This window comes from Erwinia oleae, from assembly GCF_000770305.1.
GTDB lineage: Bacteria > Pseudomonadota > Gammaproteobacteria > Enterobacterales > Enterobacteriaceae > Erwinia > Erwinia oleae.
In genome coordinates, this window is the sequence record NZ_JNVB01000003.1 from 79,042 (window position 1) to 97,518 (window position 18,477).

Annotated in this window: 19 protein-coding genes and 1 pseudogene; 11 read left to right on the plus strand and 9 right to left on the minus strand. The window is 57.2% G+C overall.

Going from position 1 to position 18,477, the window contains the following annotated elements; all coding sequences use genetic code 11:
• The first annotated feature begins 24 nt into the window (after window positions 1-24).
• Window positions 25-1,437, plus strand: coding sequence for an aminotransferase-like domain-containing protein (locus GS12_RS01740; protein WP_034943373.1), 1,413 nt, complete (start codon window positions 25-27; stop codon window positions 1,435-1,437).
• On the opposite strand, the pseudogene GS12_RS01745 reads toward GS12_RS01740, so the two are convergent.
• A pseudogene (locus GS12_RS01745) lies at window positions 1,437-1,898 on the minus strand (YlaC family protein); the annotation flags it as partial. The gene GS12_RS01740 and the pseudogene GS12_RS01745 sit on opposite strands and share 1 nt — an antisense overlap.
• 170 nt (window positions 1,899-2,068) lie before the next feature.
• Here GS12_RS01745 and GS12_RS01750 point away from each other — a divergent pair.
• Window positions 2,069-3,100 carry a lysozyme inhibitor LprI family protein gene (locus tag GS12_RS01750; RefSeq protein ID WP_051937222.1) on the plus strand — a complete coding sequence of 344 codons (1,032 nt, stop codon included), beginning with the start codon at window positions 2,069-2,071 and terminating at the stop codon, window positions 3,098-3,100.
• 1 nt (window position 3,101) lies between these two features.
• On the opposite strand, the gene GS12_RS01755 is transcribed toward GS12_RS01750, so the two are convergent.
• A complete protein-coding gene (locus GS12_RS01755) occupies window positions 3,102-3,989 on the minus strand; it encodes a LysR family transcriptional regulator (RefSeq protein WP_034916992.1) in 888 nt (295 codons plus the stop codon).
• Window positions 3,990-4,086: 97 nt separating this feature from the next.
• Here GS12_RS01755 and GS12_RS01760 point away from each other — a divergent pair, with 97 nt between their 5' ends.
• Window positions 4,087-4,827 carry an SDR family oxidoreductase gene (locus GS12_RS01760; RefSeq protein ID WP_034943375.1) on the plus strand — a complete coding sequence of 247 codons (741 nt, stop codon included), beginning with the start codon at window positions 4,087-4,089 and terminating at the stop codon, window positions 4,825-4,827.
• 56 nt (window positions 4,828-4,883) lie between these two features.
• A complete protein-coding gene (locus GS12_RS01765; protein ID WP_034943376.1) occupies window positions 4,884-5,096 on the plus strand; it encodes a tautomerase family protein in 213 nt (70 codons plus the stop codon).
• Between the two features lie 37 nt (window positions 5,097-5,133).
• Here the strand turns inward: GS12_RS01765 and GS12_RS01770 are convergent, their stop codons facing one another.
• From GS12_RS01770 to GS12_RS01800, 7 genes are read right to left on the minus strand one after another with little or no spacing between them, the layout of a single operon-like run.
• Entirely contained in the window at window positions 5,134-7,236 is a 2,103-nt protein-coding gene (locus GS12_RS01770; protein WP_034943378.1) for a flagellar biosynthesis protein FlhA, read from the minus strand.
• The gene (gene flhB / locus GS12_RS01775) at window positions 7,223-8,356 is read right to left on the minus strand and encodes a flagellar type III secretion system protein FlhB (protein ID WP_034943380.1); all 1,134 of its coding nucleotides are present in this window, start codon (window positions 8,354-8,356) and stop codon (window positions 7,223-7,225) included. Before flhB ends, GS12_RS01770 begins: the two co-directional genes overlap by 14 nt.
• Window positions 8,353-9,126 (minus strand): flagellar biosynthetic protein FliR, encoded by a 774-nt coding sequence (gene fliR / locus GS12_RS01780; protein WP_034943381.1) that lies wholly within the window; start codon window positions 9,124-9,126, stop codon window positions 8,353-8,355. Before fliR ends, flhB begins: the two co-directional genes overlap by 4 nt.
• Before the next feature lie 5 nt (window positions 9,127-9,131).
• A complete protein-coding gene (gene fliQ / locus GS12_RS01785) occupies window positions 9,132-9,404 on the minus strand; it encodes a flagellar biosynthesis protein FliQ (RefSeq protein ID WP_034943382.1) in 273 nt (90 codons plus the stop codon).
• Window positions 9,401-10,168: a flagellar type III secretion system pore protein FliP gene (fliP, locus tag GS12_RS01790; protein ID WP_034943383.1), complete on the minus strand. Its 768-nt coding sequence runs from the start codon at window positions 10,166-10,168 to the stop codon at window positions 9,401-9,403. The genes fliQ and fliP overlap by 4 nt, the downstream gene beginning before the upstream one ends.
• On the minus strand, window positions 10,165-10,545 hold the full coding sequence (fliN, locus tag GS12_RS01795; protein ID WP_034943384.1) for a flagellar motor switch protein FliN: 381 nt from the start codon (window positions 10,543-10,545) through the stop codon (window positions 10,165-10,167). The genes fliP and fliN overlap by 4 nt, the downstream gene beginning before the upstream one ends.
• Window positions 10,538-11,410 (minus strand): FliM/FliN family flagellar motor C-terminal domain-containing protein, encoded by an 873-nt coding sequence (locus tag GS12_RS01800; RefSeq protein ID WP_034943385.1) that lies wholly within the window; start codon window positions 11,408-11,410, stop codon window positions 10,538-10,540. Before GS12_RS01800 ends, fliN begins: the two co-directional genes overlap by 8 nt.
• A 511-nt stretch (window positions 11,411-11,921) precedes the next feature.
• Here GS12_RS01800 and GS12_RS01805 point away from each other — a divergent pair.
• Genes GS12_RS01805 through fliJ form a run of 7 tightly spaced genes read left to right on the plus strand, consistent with a single transcriptional unit; the run spans window position 11,922 to window position 18,462 of the window.
• A complete protein-coding gene (locus GS12_RS01805; RefSeq protein WP_034943386.1) occupies window positions 11,922-12,950 on the plus strand; it encodes a sigma-54 interaction domain-containing protein in 1,029 nt (342 codons plus the stop codon).
• Window positions 12,951-12,971: 21 nt separating this feature from the next.
• Window positions 12,972-13,304: a flagellar hook-basal body complex protein FliE gene (locus GS12_RS01810; RefSeq protein ID WP_072016821.1), complete on the plus strand. Its 333-nt coding sequence runs from the start codon at window positions 12,972-12,974 to the stop codon at window positions 13,302-13,304.
• A gap of 10 nt (window positions 13,305-13,314) precedes the next feature.
• Window positions 13,315-14,955, plus strand: a complete 1,641-nt coding sequence (gene fliF / locus GS12_RS01815) for a flagellar basal-body MS-ring/collar protein FliF (RefSeq protein ID WP_052118322.1) — start codon at window positions 13,315-13,317, stop codon at window positions 14,953-14,955.
• Window positions 14,933-15,964, plus strand: a complete 1,032-nt coding sequence (locus GS12_RS01820; RefSeq protein ID WP_034943389.1) for a flagellar motor switch protein FliG — start codon at window positions 14,933-14,935, stop codon at window positions 15,962-15,964. Before fliF ends, GS12_RS01820 begins: the two co-directional genes overlap by 23 nt.
• 4 nt (window positions 15,965-15,968) lie before the next feature.
• A complete protein-coding gene (gene fliH / locus GS12_RS01825) occupies window positions 15,969-16,667 on the plus strand; it encodes a flagellar assembly protein FliH (RefSeq protein ID WP_034943391.1) in 699 nt (232 codons plus the stop codon).
• Between the two features lie 17 nt (window positions 16,668-16,684).
• Window positions 16,685-18,004, plus strand: coding sequence for a flagellar protein export ATPase FliI (gene fliI, locus GS12_RS01830; protein WP_034943393.1), 1,320 nt, complete (start codon window positions 16,685-16,687; stop codon window positions 18,002-18,004).
• A gap of 8 nt (window positions 18,005-18,012) precedes the next feature.
• Window positions 18,013-18,462 carry a flagellar export protein FliJ gene (gene fliJ, locus GS12_RS01835; RefSeq protein ID WP_034943395.1) on the plus strand — a complete coding sequence of 150 codons (450 nt, stop codon included), beginning with the start codon at window positions 18,013-18,015 and terminating at the stop codon, window positions 18,460-18,462.
• The last annotated feature ends 15 nt before the right edge of the window (window positions 18,463-18,477 follow it).

Below are 18,477 nucleotides of genomic sequence, written 5' to 3' on the forward strand. Positions count from 1 at the left end.
TTCTCAAACTGACATGTAACAGTTTTGGCAAAATATCAACAGCTCATAGCAACGATCCAACAGCAAATTGCGGCGGAGATCTGGCTGCCCGGTGAGAAGCTTCCTTCATTGCGTGAACAGGTGACGCTCAGCGGCATGAGCCTGATGACGGTGATGCATGCCTATCAGGTGCTGGAGAGTCAGGGCTGGATCCAGTCCCGGCCGCAGTCCGGCTATTTTGTTGCTCCCCGTGCCGAATTCCTGACGCAACCCGCCAGCCACCAGAAGGTGCAACTGGCGGAGTCCGTGGATATCAACGCGTTTATATTTGAAGTGCTCAACGCCTGCCGCGATCCTGCCATTCTGCCGTTTGGCTCGGCCTTTCCCGATCCCGAACTCTTCCCGCAGCGGCAGCTGATGCGTTCACTGAACGCCGTTTCGCACTCGCTGACGCCCATGGATGCACTGAACAATCTGCCGCCCGGTAATGAATCGCTGCGCAAAACGCTGGCGCAGCGTTACGCATTGCAGGGCATTCAGGTGTCGCCCGAAGAGATCGTCATTACCAACGGCGCAATGGAGGCGTTGAATCTGAGCATGCAGGCGGTCACCGAACCCGGCGACTGGGTGGTCATTGAAAATCCCTGTTTCTACGGTGCGCTTCAGGTGATTGAGCGGCTGAAGCTCAGGGCCGTCGCCATCGCCAGCGATCCGCAGCATGGAATGGATCTGGACGAGCTGGCGAGGGCGCTGGCGCGCTGGCCGATCAAGGCGTGCTGGATGATGACCAGTCAGCAAAACCCGCTTGGTTGCACGCTGAGCAGCGAAAAAAAAGCGGCGCTGGTGGCGCTACTGGCGTTGCATCAGGTGACGCTGATTGAGGATGACGTTTACGGCGAGCTTTACGTGGGCGGAGAGAAACCGCTGCCCGCGAAGGCGTTCGACAGGCACGACACCGTGCTGCACTGCGGCTCTTTTTCGAAAAATCTGGTGGCGGGATTTCGCGTTGGCTGGGTGGCGGCGGGTCAACACGCCAGAAAAATACAGCATCTGCAACTGATGAGCACCCTGGCCACCAGCGCGCCGATGCAGCTTGCGCTGGCGAACTACCTCAGCACGCGCAGCTACGACAGCCATCTGCGGCGGCTGCGCCAGACGCTGGCGCAGCGAAAAAACCTGGCGCGGCAGTCGCTGAAACGCCATCTGCCCGCAGAGGCCAAAATCAACGATTCGCCCGGCGGCTACTTTTTATGGATTGCGTTGCCTAAGCAGGTGAACACTACCGAACTTTACTATCGCGCGCTGGCGCACAACATCAGCATTGCGCCCGGTAAGATGTTCTCATCGGGCGATCAGTATCAAAACTACTTCCGCTTCAATACGTCATGGGCGTGGGGAGATGCGCAGGAACTGGCCGTTTCGCTGCTGGGCGAGCTGATCGCTGAGGCGCTGACCTGAACGCCGGACGCGCGGCGTTGTCCCCAGGTGAGATGATAAACGTCGTAGAAATCAACTTCGCCCTTCAGCGCCAGCAGTTTTTCGATGCCCTGCTTAACGTGACCCGGCGTTTGCGCGCTGTTGAGGATCTCCGCGATGGCGCTGTCAGACAGCGCGCGCACGTAGTACCACTCGCCGTTATAGCAGACGCGCAGATCGAGCGTATCAATATCTTCAAAGCGATAGCGTGGATTGATGTCCATCAGCATCAGCAGGCTCATCAGCGCCACGAACAGCGTTGCACCCCAGAAGGCAGGCCAGCCGAGAAACTCGGTGGTGAAAATCAGCGCCACCGTCAGCGCATAACAGACATACATTGAGATCCACAGGCCGGGATGCTCTTTCAGAAACGTCAGGCTGAGGCGCGGTTTATTATCACGCTGTTCTTCATGATTCAGCGTGTCAATTTCACGCAGCAGGATCTATTTTATCTCGTTCACTCATTCACCTCATTACGTCAGCGTCATCAGTAAACCACAGCGCGTCAACTTCTGGCAGACACAGTTATGTTCATTTGAGCTATAACAGTTTCCGGTTACGCAATCCAGGATAGACTTTCTGTTTAACTGTTTCCGAAAACAGGGCCAGCCACATGAATATCTTCCGCCTTAAGCGGCATTTGTTGACGTTTTTATTTCTTTTCGCCCTCAGTGCACCGGCGCTGGCGATTGACTGCGCGCGTTCGGAAACGGTGGTGGAGAACACCATCTGTTCCTCACCGCAGCTGGTATGGATGGACAGCGTGCTCAACGACAACTATCGCAATCAGGTTATGGCCGATCCGGTTGCCATTAATGGCCGGATGGCGCAATGGCGTAAATCGCGCGACGCCTGCGCCAGTAACGGCTGTCTGCGACGTGCCTACTTTCACGGGCTGAGTGACATTTACAATGCCAGCCGCCCCTTCGACTGGAAGGGCGAATGGTGGAACAGCACCGCCATCAACGGCAGCGGCGGACGCATTATGATCCAGAGCACCGCCGACTGGGGCTTCCGGCTGGACGCCACCTTCTGGGGCGGCGCGTTCAAATCCAGCTTTAACGGCGACGTGCGTAAATTTTACGGCATCGGCTTTATGGACAAAATCGCCTGGGGCGGAAACTGCGCCATTTTGCTGATGCCGCGCCCGGATGGCAAAGTGGAAGTCAGCAGCGATACGCGCAATAGCTGCCGGCTGCTGATGCCGGGCGGCATCGCGATTGACGGCCTGTACGTCAGGGCGAACAGCGATCCGCGTCCCGCGCCGACCCTGCTGTCGCTGGGCATTCTTCCCGATAAAGAGATGGACGATCGCTTTCGCGCGCTGGCGGGCGCGGAGTATGCGGAGTACGTCAGCACCGCCAACAGCGTATTGTACGGGCAGGATATCGACAACTTTGGTGCGGCGGTGCTTAATCTGTCGGTAAAAGGCATGGCAAACCGCAAATCCGCTATCGTGATGTACACCACCGAAGGGAAAATCTGGGCGATGCGCGTCGCCCCGGATAAACAAAACAGGCTGAAACTGCACTATTTCACCACGGAAAAAAGCGGCCAGATGCCCAAAACGCTGCTGAGCTGGACGGCGTTCTTTCCGGGCAGTGAAATGGTCAGCGCACAGGACGCAGGCGGCAAAGCCGGCTGATTCACACCGGCCACGGCACCTCTTTCAGCCAGTCGAGAAAAACCGCCAGGCGGCGAGACATCTGCTGTTTATGCGGAAAAACCACGTTGATCGGCATCGGTGGCGACAGCGTGTCAGCAAATACCTCCACCAGACTGCCGCTGGCCAGTTCGTTACTGAAACGATAACGCGGCGCCTGGATAAGGCCAAACCCCTGGCGGGCGAGATCGGCGCAGGTATCCGAACTGTCTGCCGCCACCGACGCGGGGATTGGCCGCGTCTCCACTTTCCCGTCGCGCACAAACTCCAGCGGCATAACTCTGCCCGTCCGGGAAGAGATAAAACCGACCATCACGTGCCCGTCCAGATCGTCGATGCTGGCGGGTATGCCATGTGCGTCAAAATAGGCGCGGCTGGCGCAGGTGACTTCATGCAGCTCGCCCAGTTTGCGGTAAAACAGGCTGCTGTCGCTTAACTCGCCGACGCGAATCGCACAATCGAAACCTTCACGCACCAGATCAACCAGCCGGTCGGTCTGGCCGAACTGTATTGTCAGCTCTGGGTTGCGCTTCAGAAAAGCAGGCAACTGCGGGATCAGAAAGTTGCGCGTCAGGATGCCGGGCGCCTCAATGCGCAGATGTCCGCGCGCCGTCTCTTCGCGAAATGCGCCCCAGGCTTCATCCAGTTCGGCCAGCACGGCGCTGGCGCGCTGGTAGAACGCTTCTCCCTCCGGCGTGGGCGAAACGTGCCGCGTGGTACGACTCAGTAGTCTGACCGACAGCGCCTTCTCCAGTTGCTGAATGGTCGCGGTGGCGGTTGAACGCCCAATCCGCAGTTCCTGCGCCGCCCGTATAAAACTGCCGCTTTCCACAATGCGAACAAACAGCGTCATCTGGCTGATGCGATCCATCGGATTGTTCTCTCCGGGTGAATTATGATGTCGAAGTATAGGGCATTGTTATCCGGCGGGGATCATATAGGCTTCTTATTAACCAATGGAGGTCACTATGAACACAGCACAACATAAAGTCGCAATCGTTACCGGCGCGTCGCGGGGCATCGGCGCGGAACTGGCAAAAAACCTGGCGGAAGCGGGCATCAGGGTAGTGGTCAACTATGCCCATAGCCCGGAAAAAGCGGAAGACGTCGTCCGGGAGATTAACGCGCAGGGCGGCAGTGCGATAGCCCTCAAGGCCAGCCTCGCTGAGCCAGCGGGCGCCCGCGTGCTGTTTGACGTCGCGGAAAAGGCGTTTGGTCGTGTCGATATTCTCATTAATAACGCCGGCAGCATGGCGCTTTCTCCGCTGGCGGAGATGACCGACGACGCCTTTGAGCAGATGCTGGCCCTGAACCTCAGCGGATCGTTTCGCACCATGCGCGAGGCGGCCGTCCGGCTGAACGACGGCGGACGCATCATCAACTTCTCCTCAAGCGTGGTGGGCCTTTATCAGCCCGGCTATGCCGCTTACGCCGCCACCAAGGCTGGTGTGGAAGCCATGACAAAAATTCTGGCGAAAGAGCTGGGTCCGCGCGCCATCACCGTCAATGCGGTAGCGCCGGGGCCGGTCGCCACCGAGCTGTTTCTGGAAGGTAAAAGCGACGCGCTCATCGACAAAATCAAAGGAATGAACCCGTTCGGCAGGTTGGGCGAGGCGAATGACATCGCCCGCATCGTTCGCTTCCTGGCGAGCGAAGAGAGCGGATGGATTAACGGTCAAATTATTCGTGCTAACGGCGGCGTGGTGTAACGGCCAGACCTGCTTACGTTACAACGGTCACTCTCTGTAATCTGAAGGAAACCACTATGCCATTCGTTAATATCAAAACGCCTGAAGCCGCGCTGAGCGTGGCGCAAAAAGAAGAGATCGGCCACCGGGTGACCGAACTGCTGGTTGAATATTTCAGCGAGGCCGCGCGTGCTCATACCATGGTGCTGATCGAAGAAGTGAAGGATGGCGGCTACTATCGCGCGGACCAGCCGTTCACGATTCCACAGGACTATCGGGCAAAAGAATAATATGCTTTGTGAGCGGGGCCGAATGCCCCGCAACCTGTCAGTTTACGTTCCCGACAATCCGCAAGTCCACATCGTCCGGCACCTCATTATAAGAAAGCACGTGCAGCCCGGCAGCGAACAGTCGCGCGTAGCGGGCAATCAGCGGTCGTAGCTGTGGCGTCACCAGCAGTACGGTGGTCAGGTTTTGTGCTTTCAACTGCTCCAGCACCACCGGCAGCGTTGACTGGAGCTGAGTCAGAATATTGGGGTCGACCGGAAAGCTGTCCAGGCTCACCTTGCCCGCCTGCTGCGCCTGATTCAGCGAACCGAGCAACAGATTCTCCAGCGCGTTATCCAGCGTCCAGGCCGAGAGCGGCCTGTTGTCCGGTGCGATAGCCGCCACCATTGCCCGACGCAGCGCGTAGCGCACGTCTGAAGCCAGCAGGATCGGATCTTTGGTGATGGACGCGCTCTCCACCAGCGTGGTGGCAATAGTGATAACGTCCTTCAGCGAAACCTGATCGTTGAGCAACAGGCGAAAAACCTTTAGCTGAAGGCTGTAGTTGAGCGCATTTTGCAGATCGTCCGCCAGCCGCGGCGCAATCTCGGCAAGGCGCTGGTGAAGGTGGGTAATGTCATCATAATTGAACAATTCCGGCAGATGTTCGCGGGCGATCTTATTAAGGTGCGTGGCGATTACGCTGGCGCAGTCCACCACCTGATAACCCAGGTTCAGCGCCCTGGGCTTGGTTTCCGGCGTAATCCAGGTAATCGCCAGGCCATAGGCCGGATCGTTATCCAGAATGCCGTCCACTTCGCCATACTGCTCGGCGGTGGGGATGGCCATCAGGCGTTCGGCATGCACTTCGCCAATGGCGGTGCGCACGCCGTTCACCTTAATCGCATACTGCGTGGGCTTGAGGCGGAAATCTTCCCGAATCGAAACTTCAGGCAGCAGAATGCCGCTGGTTTCCGAAACGACCTGGCGCACGCCGCGCACGCGTTGCGTCAGCGGATTGCCTTTCGATTTATCCACCAGCGTCACCAGCTTGTAGCCAAGGTTCAGCCCCAGCGGCTCAATCAGCGGAATGCTCTGCCAGCTGACGGCGACGTCATTATCCTCAAGCACGTTGCTGATGGCCTGCATCTCTTGCGCGTTTTGCTGCGGTTTTGCCGCGTTCTGATGTTGACGCCAGGCGGTAAACAGCAGCAGGGCGGTAAAGACCAGAAAGACCACGTGCGGCATACCCGGCACGATTGCCAACACAAACATCACAAAGGCGGCGGTGCAGAGCGTGGCCGGTTTCGCCAGAAGCTGGGTTTTGATGTCGTCAGAGATGCCAACGCTGTCATCATCGCTGATGCGCGTGACGATAATGGCGGCGGCCGTCGCCAGCAACAGCGACGGGATCTGCGCCACCAGACCGTCGCCGATGGAGAGCAGCACATACTGTTCGAAAGCCTGTCCGGCGTCCAGGTTGTATCTGAAGATACCAATCAGGATACCGCCGACGATGTTGATCGCCAGGATCATGATCCCGGCGATGGCGTCGCCGCGCACGAACTTCGACGCGCCGTCCATCGCACCGTAGAAATCCGCTTCGTTCGCCACGTCTTTGCGACGCGTTCTCGCCTGCTCCTGATTGATCAGTCCGGCATTAAGATCGGCGTCGATCGCCATCTGCTTGCCGGGTAGCGCATCCAGCGTAAAGCGCGCGGAGACTTCAGAAATACGTTCAGCCCCTTTCGTCACCACCACAAAGTTAATGATCATCAGGATCACGAACACCACGAAGCCGACCACGAAGTTACCGCCGATCACCACGTTGCCGAAGGCTTCAATCACCTTACCGGCCGCGCCGACGCCTTCATGACCGTTAAGCAGCACCACGCGCGTTGAGGCGACGTTGAGCGTCAGGCGCATCAGCGTGGTGACCAGCAGAATGGTCGGGAAAACAGAGAAATCGAGCGGCCGACGGCTGTTGACGCTGGCCAGCAGCACCATGATCGACAGCACGATATTGAAGGTGAACAGCACGTCCAGCACCAGCGGGTGAAGCGGCAGAATCACCATCGCCAGCACGCTGAGGAGCAGAACAGGTATGCCAATGTGACTGTGACGGATTATCGCCATCAGCCCTCGTGGATTAAACGTTGCCATCGGTTTTCAACTCGTTTTCAGAAGTAAGGATCAGAAGGTCAAGGCGGGGCTTTTCACCCTGTCCGGCACGCCATGATTTCACCTGCATCACGTAGCTCAGCACGTGCGCGATGGCCTTATACAGCGAGGCGGGGATCTGCTGATTTACCCGCGTGCTGTGGTAAATGGATCGTGCCAGCGGCGGATACTCCACGATCTCAATGTGATGTTGGGTGGCTACGCTGCGAATATAGAGCGCAATATCGTCCAGTCCTTTGGCGATGATGTAAGGGGCGGCGGCTTTCTCCGGCGCATATTTCAGCGCGACGGCGTAGTGCGTGGGATTCATGATCACCACGTCTGCTTCCGGTACTTTGCTGTTGATCTGTCCCATCGCCATCTGTCGCTGAAGCTGACGGATCCGCCCTTTGATTTGTGGATTGCCTTCCTGATTTTTATGTTCCTCGCGCACCTCTTTTTTAGTCATGCGCATCTTTTTGGTGAACATAAATTTGCTCAGGGGAATATCAATGGCGGCAAACAGGGCAATGGTGATGATAAAGACGCGCATCACGCTAACATAGTGTGCCAGTCCAGCGGTAATCGCCTGATGCAAAAAGAGACCTTGCAGCGCCAGCAGGGTCGGTAGCGCATCGCGAATGCTGTTCCACAGCAGCGCCAGTAAAATGGCGCACTTCAGGATCATCTTCAGCACGTCAATAAAATGCTGCTTGCTGAACAGACGCTTAATGCCGCCGATCGGACTCATTTTTTTAAAATCCGGCTTGATGCGGGTGGGCACGAAAATCCAGCCGCCCGGCACCAGCGAGGCGATACAGGCCGCCAGTGGGATCGGGATCAGCGTGGCGGCCACTTTTAAAATAATCAGCACCTGGCTGAGCATAAACTGATGCAGCGCGCCGTCATCGTTAATGCGCGCGCCCATCTGCGCCATCGCCAGAAAGGAGCCTTTAATCAGTTCGCGATAGTAGGGGAAAAACGCGCTGACCGTCAGCAGGCTGGTCACCAGGCCAGCCGCCATGGTGATATCTTTCGAACGCGGGATCTCGCCTTTCTGCCGCGATTTATTCAGCTTACTTGCTGTGGGTTTTTCGCTTTTATCGCCCGCGCCCGACATCAGAAGCTCCTCAGTCGGTCAAGCTGCGCCAGCACCTGGTTGGTCAGCGACAGATAGTGTTCAGGAATGCTGCTGCTCATCATCACCAGGCAGAACAGACCGAACAGCATGCTGATGGGAAAGCCCAGCGCAAACAGATTCAGCGTCGGCGAAACGCGGTTCAGCAGGCCGAACGTACCCTGTACAATCAGCATGACGAACACCGCAGGCAGCGCCAGCAGCAGCGCGCTGGCAATGATCCAGCCGACGCCGGTGAGTAGCGTGCGCAGCGTCAGTTGGTTAATCGCCTGACCGATGGGCCAGTAGGTGAAGCTTTTATAGAGCACGGTCAGCAGCAGTAAATGGCCGTCCATGCTGAAGAACAGCAGCACGCTGAACACATAGATAATTTGCGAAACCACCATGGTGGAACTGCCGCTGCCGGGATCGTTCATCACCGCCATGCCCAGCCCCATATTCATCGATAAAATCGCGCCCGCCGCCTGCAATGCATGAAAGACCCAACCCAGCATCTGACCGAACAGAAAACCCCAGAGGATCTGTTCACCGGTCAGCCACAGCGTCTGAACATTCATCAGCGCATGCAGAACCACCGTGTTATGCAGCATCGGGGTAATGAGTATGCTCAGAAGCAGCGCCAGGCCGGCTTTCACCTTACGCGGCAGCGCGCGTTGTTCGAAAACCGGACAGAAGTGAAAAAAGGCTGTGATGCGCACAAACGGCAGCCACAGCGCCAGCAGCGGCGTAATCAGTTCGTTGATGTTGATGCCCATTGCGCTTACCCGACCAGCTTCGCAGCCTGTTCGAAAATCAACAGGGTGAAGTCAATCAGCTGCGTGAGCATCCACTTACCGGCAAAGACCAGCACCAGCATGGTCATTACCAGGCGCGGCAGGAAGCTGAGGGTCTGTTCGTTGATCTGGGTGGTGGCCTGAAAAACGCTGACCATCAGGCCGGTCACCAGGCTGGGCAAAATCGCCACCACGGAGATCATCAGCACCAGCTTCAGTCCCTGGGCAATAATGTCGCCGGCGACGTCGAGCGTCATCATAGCGCAATCCCCTGCACGCTCTGGGTCAGCGTACCGACAATCAGCGACCAGCCGTCGCACAGAACAAACAGGATCAGTTTGAACGGCAGCGAGACGATCAGCGGCGACAGCATCATCATCCCCATCGCCATCAGAATGCTGGCGACAATCAGGTCGATCACCAGAAACGGGATGTAGATCATAAAGCCGATTTTGAAGGCGGTTTTCAGTTCGCTGAGAACAAACGCGGGCGTCACAATGGTCAGATCCTGCCGTTCAGGCTCGCCGGAGGCGTTGGCGATGGACATGATTTGCGCCAGTGAGGCGGTGCTGGTTTGCGACAGCATAAACTTTTTCAGCGGAACTTCGCCGGTCGCAAGCGCCTGTTTTAAAGTGATTTTGTCGGCCTGATAAGGGATCACCGCGTCCTGATAAATGGTTGTCCATACCGGACGCATCACCAGCATCGTCAGCACCAGCGCAATGCCGGTCAGCACCTTGTTTGGCGGGCTTTGTTGCAGGCCGATGGCCTGACGCAGCAGCGCCAGAACGATGATGAAACGGGTAAAGCAGGTCATCATCAGCAGCATAATCGGCAGCAGGCCGAGCAGCGTCATCAGCACCAGGATTTCAACTTTTACGCTGTAGTCCTGGCTTCCGTCCGGCAGGGGCGTCGCGCTGAAAAGTGACAGGCCGTGCGCATCGGCAAAGGCCAGCGCAGGGCAGAGCAGCAGGCCAGCCAGTGTGACTGCCTGCGTCAGGCGGCGGCCGGTGTCAGCATTCATAGCGCGAGTTCGCTCAGTTCTTTGTTATTGAACTCAATAATGCGCAGCCCGTACTTGTCGTTGAGCACCACCACTTCTGCTTTACCAAACAGAATGCCGTTAACCTTGACATCAAGCGGCTCGCCGGCCAGCTTATCCAGCTCCACCACCGAATCGTTACGCACATTGACCAGTTCGGCGAGCGAAATGTCCACCGAGGCAACCTCCAGCGTCAGGGTGACCGGAATGCGGCTCAGTAACGAAAGATGACGCTGCTTTTCGCGGCGCGATCCATCCGGCGCAACGCTGTCGCCGCTCTGCGGTGGTGTTTCAGACTCTTCTTCCATGGAAAAATCAAAATCCAGCTCGCTCGCCAGTGCATCTTTAACGTCAGTCATGGGATTTCTCACTGCCTCGTTCGGTAAATTCTGAGAAGAAAAGTTTGCCGCGATCTTCAGCAATAACGGCGTTAAATATCGGCTGTTGGCCGATATAGAGCGGAATATTGTCGCCCAGCGCTATCGGTAAAATATCACCGCTTTGCAGGCGTGACAGCGTCTCCACCGTCAGCGAAAGGGCTGCCAGCCTGCCGTTCAGGCGCACCGGCAGCGACATAAAAGAGGTGTGCGTGTTGATGCCGGGTTTTTGCGCGCTGCGATTGCTGTTAGCATCCTGACGCAGATTAGCCAGCAGACGATCGACATGCGCGTTATCCAGCAGCAGCGAGAATTTACCCTCATAGCCATCAAGAGAAAAATCAACGCGGTAAGACCAGTTCGTTATTAACGATGCCGGATCAGCTTTAATTGTCAGCGCATCCAGACTGAATAAGTTATCGCCGGTAATAAGTGTCACTAATTCATGCGCCAGTTTATTTTTAAGCCGCTCTTCGGTTTTGGTGACCGGTGTCTGCTCCAGCGAAAGCGTTTCCTGTTTATCTTTATTCAGGCCGTAATAATCCTGCAACACGCTGAGCAGCAGCGATCGCTCGATATCCAGCGCGAGGCTGCCTATTTCATCGGAAAATATCTGGCTGTTCTTTTGCCAGACGTCCATATGAAAATCCAGATTTTTTAACGCCACGTTAACGCGATATTTCTTCAGGAAGTAGATGCTGAGTCTGGCGTCAATATGATCATATTTATCATTGAAGATTTTCGGGATCTTATGATAAAGACGGCCGAGCTTATTGACTTCAAGCTTCATCATATCGGGATGATTACCGCTATGATAAATTCTTATCCTGCTACTTTTGGGTCGCATGAGTGTGATCCGCTTAGCGATTGCCCTACTGTTAAACGCCTGATACGGCGAGAAGACAAGGCAGATTCTGTCAGTGATTTTTTTGGAATTTGTATATTTTTAAAGTTTTTTATTAGCGTATATCGTAATTCGCAATGAAGTGGATTTCCTGATTTTCATTAGGATAATTCCTTCGTAAATTAAACTATGGAACAGGGTTAAGAACAACCCCTTTTCGCTTATTAATCAATTAATATCGCGCTTAAAATATCAGCGTGAAATTAGTTAACTAACTGATTTTTAATAGTTTATATTTTAATATGCAATTAATGGTGGTTAAGGTAGATGCAAAAGGTATACTCGCCGTACCATTTTTGACTGGTGAGAAAACGCTCAGAAAAATCTGCCTGTTTAATGGATAATTATTGTGATATTTCTGCTTGCTTATTGTAAAGCTCCCAGTCAGTAATGTCCTGTTCAAATACCGAATCCGGTAAGAATAAATGATAATAAAAGAGTGAGACTCCTCGTTATGAAAATGACCGAGAAGATGCCCGGTAATGACAGTGTTAATTTTATTGCGCAGGCACCCTCCAGTCGGGAACTGTTCTCACTGGCGCGGCGTGTCGCCAGGTTTAATGTGCCCGTATTAATCACCGGTGAAACGGGAACAGGCAAAGAGTGCGTTGCGAAATATATTCATGCGCATGCGTTTGAATCGCATTCGCCTTATGTTGCGATCAACTGCGCGGCTATTCCGGAAAATATGCTGGAAGCCATTTTATTTGGTTATGAAAAAGGTGCGTTTACCGGTGCGGTTAACAGCCAGCCGGGAAAATTCGAAATCGCTAACGGCGGAACGCTGCTGCTGGATGAAATTGGCGATATGCCGCTGGCGCTTCAGGCGAAATTACTTCGCGTATTACAAGAGCAGCAGGTTGAGCGGTTAGGCAGCCATAAACGTATTCCGCTGGATATTCGCCTGATCGCGTCAACCAATAAAAACCTTGAAGCAGAAATCGCCGAAGGGAATTTTCGTCAGGATCTCTATTATCGCCTTGCGGTAGTGCCTGTGCATATTTTGCCATTGCGCGAGCGGGTTGAAGACATTATTCCGCTTGCGGAGCGTTTTATCCGCAAGTATCGGGCTTTCGCTACGCAAACGCCGCGCCTGACGCCCGAAGCGCGCGACTGCCTGGAGGCCTGGCACTGGCCGGGCAATGTGCGTGAGCTGGAAAACGTGGTGCAGCGCGGGCTGATCATGTCCAACGGCGGCGAGCTGGACGCGGCGTGTTTTGGACTGGCGCCGGCGGCCGTTTCCGCACGGGTAATGCCTGCTCAGGTTTTGAATACGGACGACGCCGCGCAGGCGGCCAGCAGCCCGATTAAGCATCGCGGACGCATGGCAGAATTTCAGTACATCGTGGATCTGTTAAAGCGCCACCACGGCAGCAAAGCCAAAACGGCCGAATTCCTGGGGATCACCCCGCGAGCGTTGCGCTATCGCCTGGCCTCAATGCGTCAGGAAGGGTTCGATCCTGGCGTGATGTCTTCGCCCTAACTTATACATCTGGAAAACACAATGATCGAAAAAGTAAATACCGGCAGCGGCCAGATACTTGCCGAAATGGCGCGGATGCGCGCGTCCGCCACCGCCCCGCTGAGCCATGACATCGCCACCGCGTCGTTGTCCACCCCGTCGTTCAGTTCGGTGCTCGATCAGGCGATCAATCATGTCGACAGACTGCAAAACAGCGCCAGCGAAAAACAGCGGGCGGTGGATATGGGCATCAGTGACGACCTCACCGGTGCGATGCTGGAAAGTCAGAAGGCCAGCGTGGCCTTTACCGCGATGGTGCAGGTGCGTAATAAGCTCACCAGCGCGCTCGACGACGTCCTGAACCTCTCAGTGTAAGGGGATCTCCGTGGGCGAAAAATTAACGTCGCTGCTGGCCGCGCTGCCGCTCGACAGGCTTAAAAAAAGCTGGCTGCCGATAGCGGGTGCGCTGGCGGCGACTGCCGTCATCGTGGCGATGCTCTGGTACAACAGCGGCAGCTACACCATGCTGTTCGGTTCGCAGGAAAACCTGCCCGTCGCGCAGGTGGTAGAGGTGCTGGGCGGCGAGAAAATTCCTTACCGCATTGAGCCGCAAAGCGGCAGGCTGCTGGTCAAAGAGGGGGATTTGCCAAAGGCGAGAATGATGCTGGCGGCGAAGGGCATCAGGGCTATTTCTCCAGCGGGCTACGAGCTGATGGACAAAGAAGAGATGCTCGGCAGCAGCCAGTTTATTCAGAACGTACGCTTCAGGCGCAGCATGGAGGGCGAGCTGGCGCAGAGCATTATGGCGCTCGATGCGGTGTCGTTCGCCAGGGTGCATCTGGGCATCAGCGAAACCAGCTCCTTTGTGCTGAGCAACAAACCGGACAGCACCGCGTCGGTGATGCTGCGGCTGCGCTACGGCCAGTCGCTTGATGACGAGCAGGTGGCGGCGGTCGTCAATCTGGTGTCTGGCAGCGTGCCGGGCATGAAGCCGCAACAGGTGCGCGTGGTCGATCAGCATGGCGCGCTGCTCTCCGCCAACATTGCCGACACGCTGAGCGGCGCAGGCGGCGGCAAAGCGAACGCCGAATCCGTCGCGCGACTGCGTCATGAAACCGAACGCAACCTCACCAACCTGCTGACGCCGATTATCGGCAGCGAGAACTTTCGTATCAGCGTGGTGCCGCGCTTCAATTTCAGCCAGGTCGAAGAGACGCAGGAACGCCTGCTCGGCGAGCCGCGCGTCAACAACGAAAACCTGAATCAGGAAAACACCACCGATCAACTGGCGATGGGCATTCCCGGTTCGCTGAGCAACCGACCGGTCAATCAGCCGCAGGGCAACGCCCAGAACACGAATCCGGCGCAACTCTCCACCCGTAACCAGGCACAGCGGCAGTACAGCTACGATCGCAACGTTCTGCATATTCGCCATCCCGCCTACCAGTTGGAGAAGCTGTCCATTGCGGTGGTGCTGAACAAAAGCGCGCCAGCGGTTCAGGCCTGGACGCAGGAAAACCAGAGCGACGTGCAGCGGATGCTGAACGAAGCGGCAGGCATTGACGCCGCGCGCGGCGATGCGCTGACGCTCAGCCTGCTCAGCTTCAGCGAAACCGAACCGTTTATCGAACCGGCACTGCCGTGGTGGGAACGCCAGAGCATTATCGACTGGAGCGTGCGCGGCGGTATCGCGCTGCTGGCGCTGATTATTACGCTGTTTGGTCTGCTGCCGATGCTGAAGCGCATTGGTCGTCACGAACGGCCTGCGGAACCGACTGCGGCACAGGCCGCGCTGCCGGAAGGTATGTTCATCGACGATGAGCCGCCGCAGGACGAGACATCCGGCGAAACGGTGTCGACGCTACCGGCCAGTTCCTTCCAGGGCGATGATAATTTGCCGCCGCAAAGCTCCGGCCTGGAAACCAAGATCGCCTATCTCCAAACCCTGGCCCAGAGCGAAACCGATCGCGTGGCCGAAGTCATCAAACAGTGGATTAGCAGCAATGAGCGAAGCAGCAGAAAGTAAAGTCAGAAAAGGCGACGCCAACACGCGCTCCCGGCTGGAGCAGGCCGCCATTCTGTTGCTGAGCATTGGCGAAGAGGCCGCGGCAACGGTAATGAGCAAGCTTTCGCGCGAGGAGGTGTTGCGCCTCAGCGAAACCATGGCGCGCCTGCACGGCGTCAAGCTGACCCAGGCCCGTCAGGCGATGAACAATTTTTTTCAGGACTACCGGGAACAGAGCGGAATCAACGGCGCTTCGCGCACCTACCTGCGCAGCATCCTTGAGCGCGCGCTGGGCGGCGAAATCGCACGCAGCGTCATTAACGGCATCTATGGCGACGAGATCCGCTACCGGATGGCGCGCCTGCAATGGGTGGACACGCCGCAGTTGGCGGCGCTGATTGACCAGGAGCACCTTCAGCTCCAGGCGGTTTTCCTCGCTTTCCTGCCGCCGGACGTTGCGGCCACGGTGCTGACCCACCTTGAGCCGTCGCGCCAGGATGAAATTCTTTACCGCATCGCGCGCCTTGAAGACGTTAACCGCGACGTGGTGGATGAGCTGGATCGCCTGGTTGAGCGCGGCGTGGCGGTACTCTCCGAGCATGGCTCGAAGATCATGGGCGTAAAACAGGCGGCCAACATCGTTAACCGCATTCCTGGCAATCAGCAGGCGCTGCTTGAACAGCTTCATGCCCGCGACGAAAGCGTGGTGGAAGAGCTGAAAAACGAAATGTACGAGTTCTATATCCTCAGCCGTCAGACCCCGATGACGCTTCAGCGTCTGCTTGAGGAGATCCCGATGGAGCAGTGGGCCATTGCGCTGAAAGGCACCGAGCCGGTGCTCAGCCAGGCAATCTATGCAGCCATGCCGAAACGTCAGGTGCAACTGCTGCAAAGCACCACCTCACGACTCGGGCCGGTACCGGTCAGCCGCGTCGAGCAGGTACGTAAAGAGATTATGGCTATCGTGCGCGAGCTGGGCGAAGAGGGCGAGATCGACGTCCAGCTCTTCAGTGAAAGGACGATGGAGTAAGCCGATGAAACCGCTCAAGAATTATCACGGTGCGATTCGCCGGCACCAGTTTCCGCCGCTGCGTAAAGCCTGGCAAAAGAACGTACAGCCAGGCGATCGTCCCGCCGATCCGGCGGAGTATCAGCAGCAGTTGATGGCGGGTTTTCAGCAGGGCATCAATGATGGTTTCGAACAGGGCCTGACGCAGGGCAAAGAGCAGGGCTATCAGGATGGCCTGCTGCGCGGCGAGGAGGAGGGACGTCGGCAGGGAAAAGAAGCAGGCAGACAGCAGGCCAGGGAAGAATTTATGCGCGCGGCGCAGCCGCTGGATACGTTAACCGCGCAGCTTCAGCAGGCGCTGGACGATTACGAACAGCGCCGCCGTCACGAGCTGCTGCAACTGGTTGAGAAGGTTACTCGCCAGGTGATTCGCTGCGAGCTGGCGCTCCAGCCCGGGCAGATGCTGGCGCTGGTCGAAGAGGCGCTGACCAGCCTGCCTGAACCGCCGAAGCGGCTGCGCGTGCTGCTCAATCCTGAAGAGTTCAGCCGCATCAGCGAGCTTGAACCGGAAAAAGTCAGCGAATGGGGCCTGTGCGCCGATAGCGAGATGTTGCAGGGCGAGTGCCGCATCATCACCGACTCCGCAGAAATGGACGTCGGCTGCGATCACCGCCTGCAACAGTGCATGAGCGTGCTGGATCAGACGCTCACCGACGCGTCCTGAACGGACAGGAGCACGCCATGAGTAACGCATCTGCCTTTGATAAGGCGCTGAAATCCATTGAAAAAATAAGCTTTGCCCGCATCAGCGGCAGACTGGTTCGGGTAAACGGCCTGCTGCTTGAATCCGTCGGTTGCCAGCTGGCGGTGGGGCAACGCTGTCAGATCGAAAACATCGACGGCACGCTAATAGACGCGCAGGTGGTGGGTTTCGATCGTGACGTCACCTGCCTGATGCCGTTTAAACAGCCGGAAGGACTGATGGCGGGCGCGCGCGTTTTCCCGGCGGAAAAGAGCCGCGAACTGATGATCGGCAGCGGCTGGCTGGGCCGGGTGATTAACGGCCTCGGCGAGCCGATTGATGGTAAAGGCGCGCTGGAAGGCGATGCGGTATTGCAGCAGCAGCGGGGGCAAATCCATCCGCTGACGCGCAAAGCGGTCGACAGTCCGCTTGATGTCGGCGTCAAGGCGATTAATGGCCTGCTGACCATCGGCAAAGGCCAGCGCGTCGGCCTGATGGCGGGTTCCGGCGTGGGTAAAAGCGTGCTGCTGGGAATGATCACCCGCTGCACCGCCGCTGACGTGGTGGTGGTCGGGCTGATCGGCGAGCGTGGACGCGAAGTGAAAGAATTTATCGAACATGCGCTGACGTCGGCGGGCATGGCGAAATCGGTGGTGGTGGCGGCGCCGGCGGACGAATCGCCGCTGATGCGCATTAAAGCCACCGAACTTTGCCATGCGGTGGCGAGCCATTTTCGCGATCAGGGACATGATGTGCTGCTGCTGGTGGACTCCCTGACGCGCTACGCCATGGCGCAGCGCGAAATAGCCCTGTCGCTCGGTGAGCCGCCCGCAACCAAAGGCTATCCGCCTTCGGCTTTCGGCATCATTCCCCGGCTGGTGGAGTCGGCGGGCAATGCTGAGGGCGAAGGCACCATGACCGCTATTTATACCGTGCTGGCCGAGGGGGACGATCAGCAGGACCCGATCGTCGACTGCGCCCGCGCGGTGCTCGACGGGCATATCGTGCTGTCACGCCACCTGGCGGAAGCCGGACACTATCCCGCCATTGATATCGGGCAAAGCATCAGCCGCTGCATGAGCCAGGTCAGCGAAAAACCGCACCAGGCCGCCGCGCGCGCCCTGAAGCAGCTCTATGCCGACTACATGGCGATTAAACCGCTACTGCCGCTGGGTGGCTACGTGGCGGGGGTGGACGCGGCCGCCGATCGCGCCGTGCGCCTTTTCCCGGCGATTGAGAATTTTTTGCGTCAGCAGGTCGATGAGTGCGCCCCGCTGACCCAAACGGTCAGCAGCCTCACGGCGCTGGCGAAGGCCTGAGAAACAACATGCAAAAAGATGTCAGAACCCTCGGCGTGCTGGAACAGTTGCGTCAGATGCGCGAGCGCGCGCTGGATGAAGCGGCCGGCAGGCTCTCGCAACAAAAAATACTTTGTCAGCGCTACAGCCAGAACATCCACGCGCTGACCCGGCTCAGCGACGGCAGCTCGCGCCCGACGTGCGACGCGCTGCAAATGAGCAACCAGGCGAAATTCAAAGCCACCGTGCAGCGGGTGATCGACTGGCAGAAGCAGGAGCAGGCGCTGGCGATGATTGAGCAGGAGAGCCTGCAACGGGCGGTGGTCGAGGAAGCGTGCCGTGAACGTACGCTGAATATTGTGCTGGAGCGCCAGAGAGCGGCGCTGCGGCAGGTGCTGCAAAAGCAGGAGCAGAAGCAGACCGACGCCCAGGCAATGCAAAGCTGGCTGCGGCGGCGCGGCGGCTCCTTTTCAAAATAGCTGGTGGAAAAATTT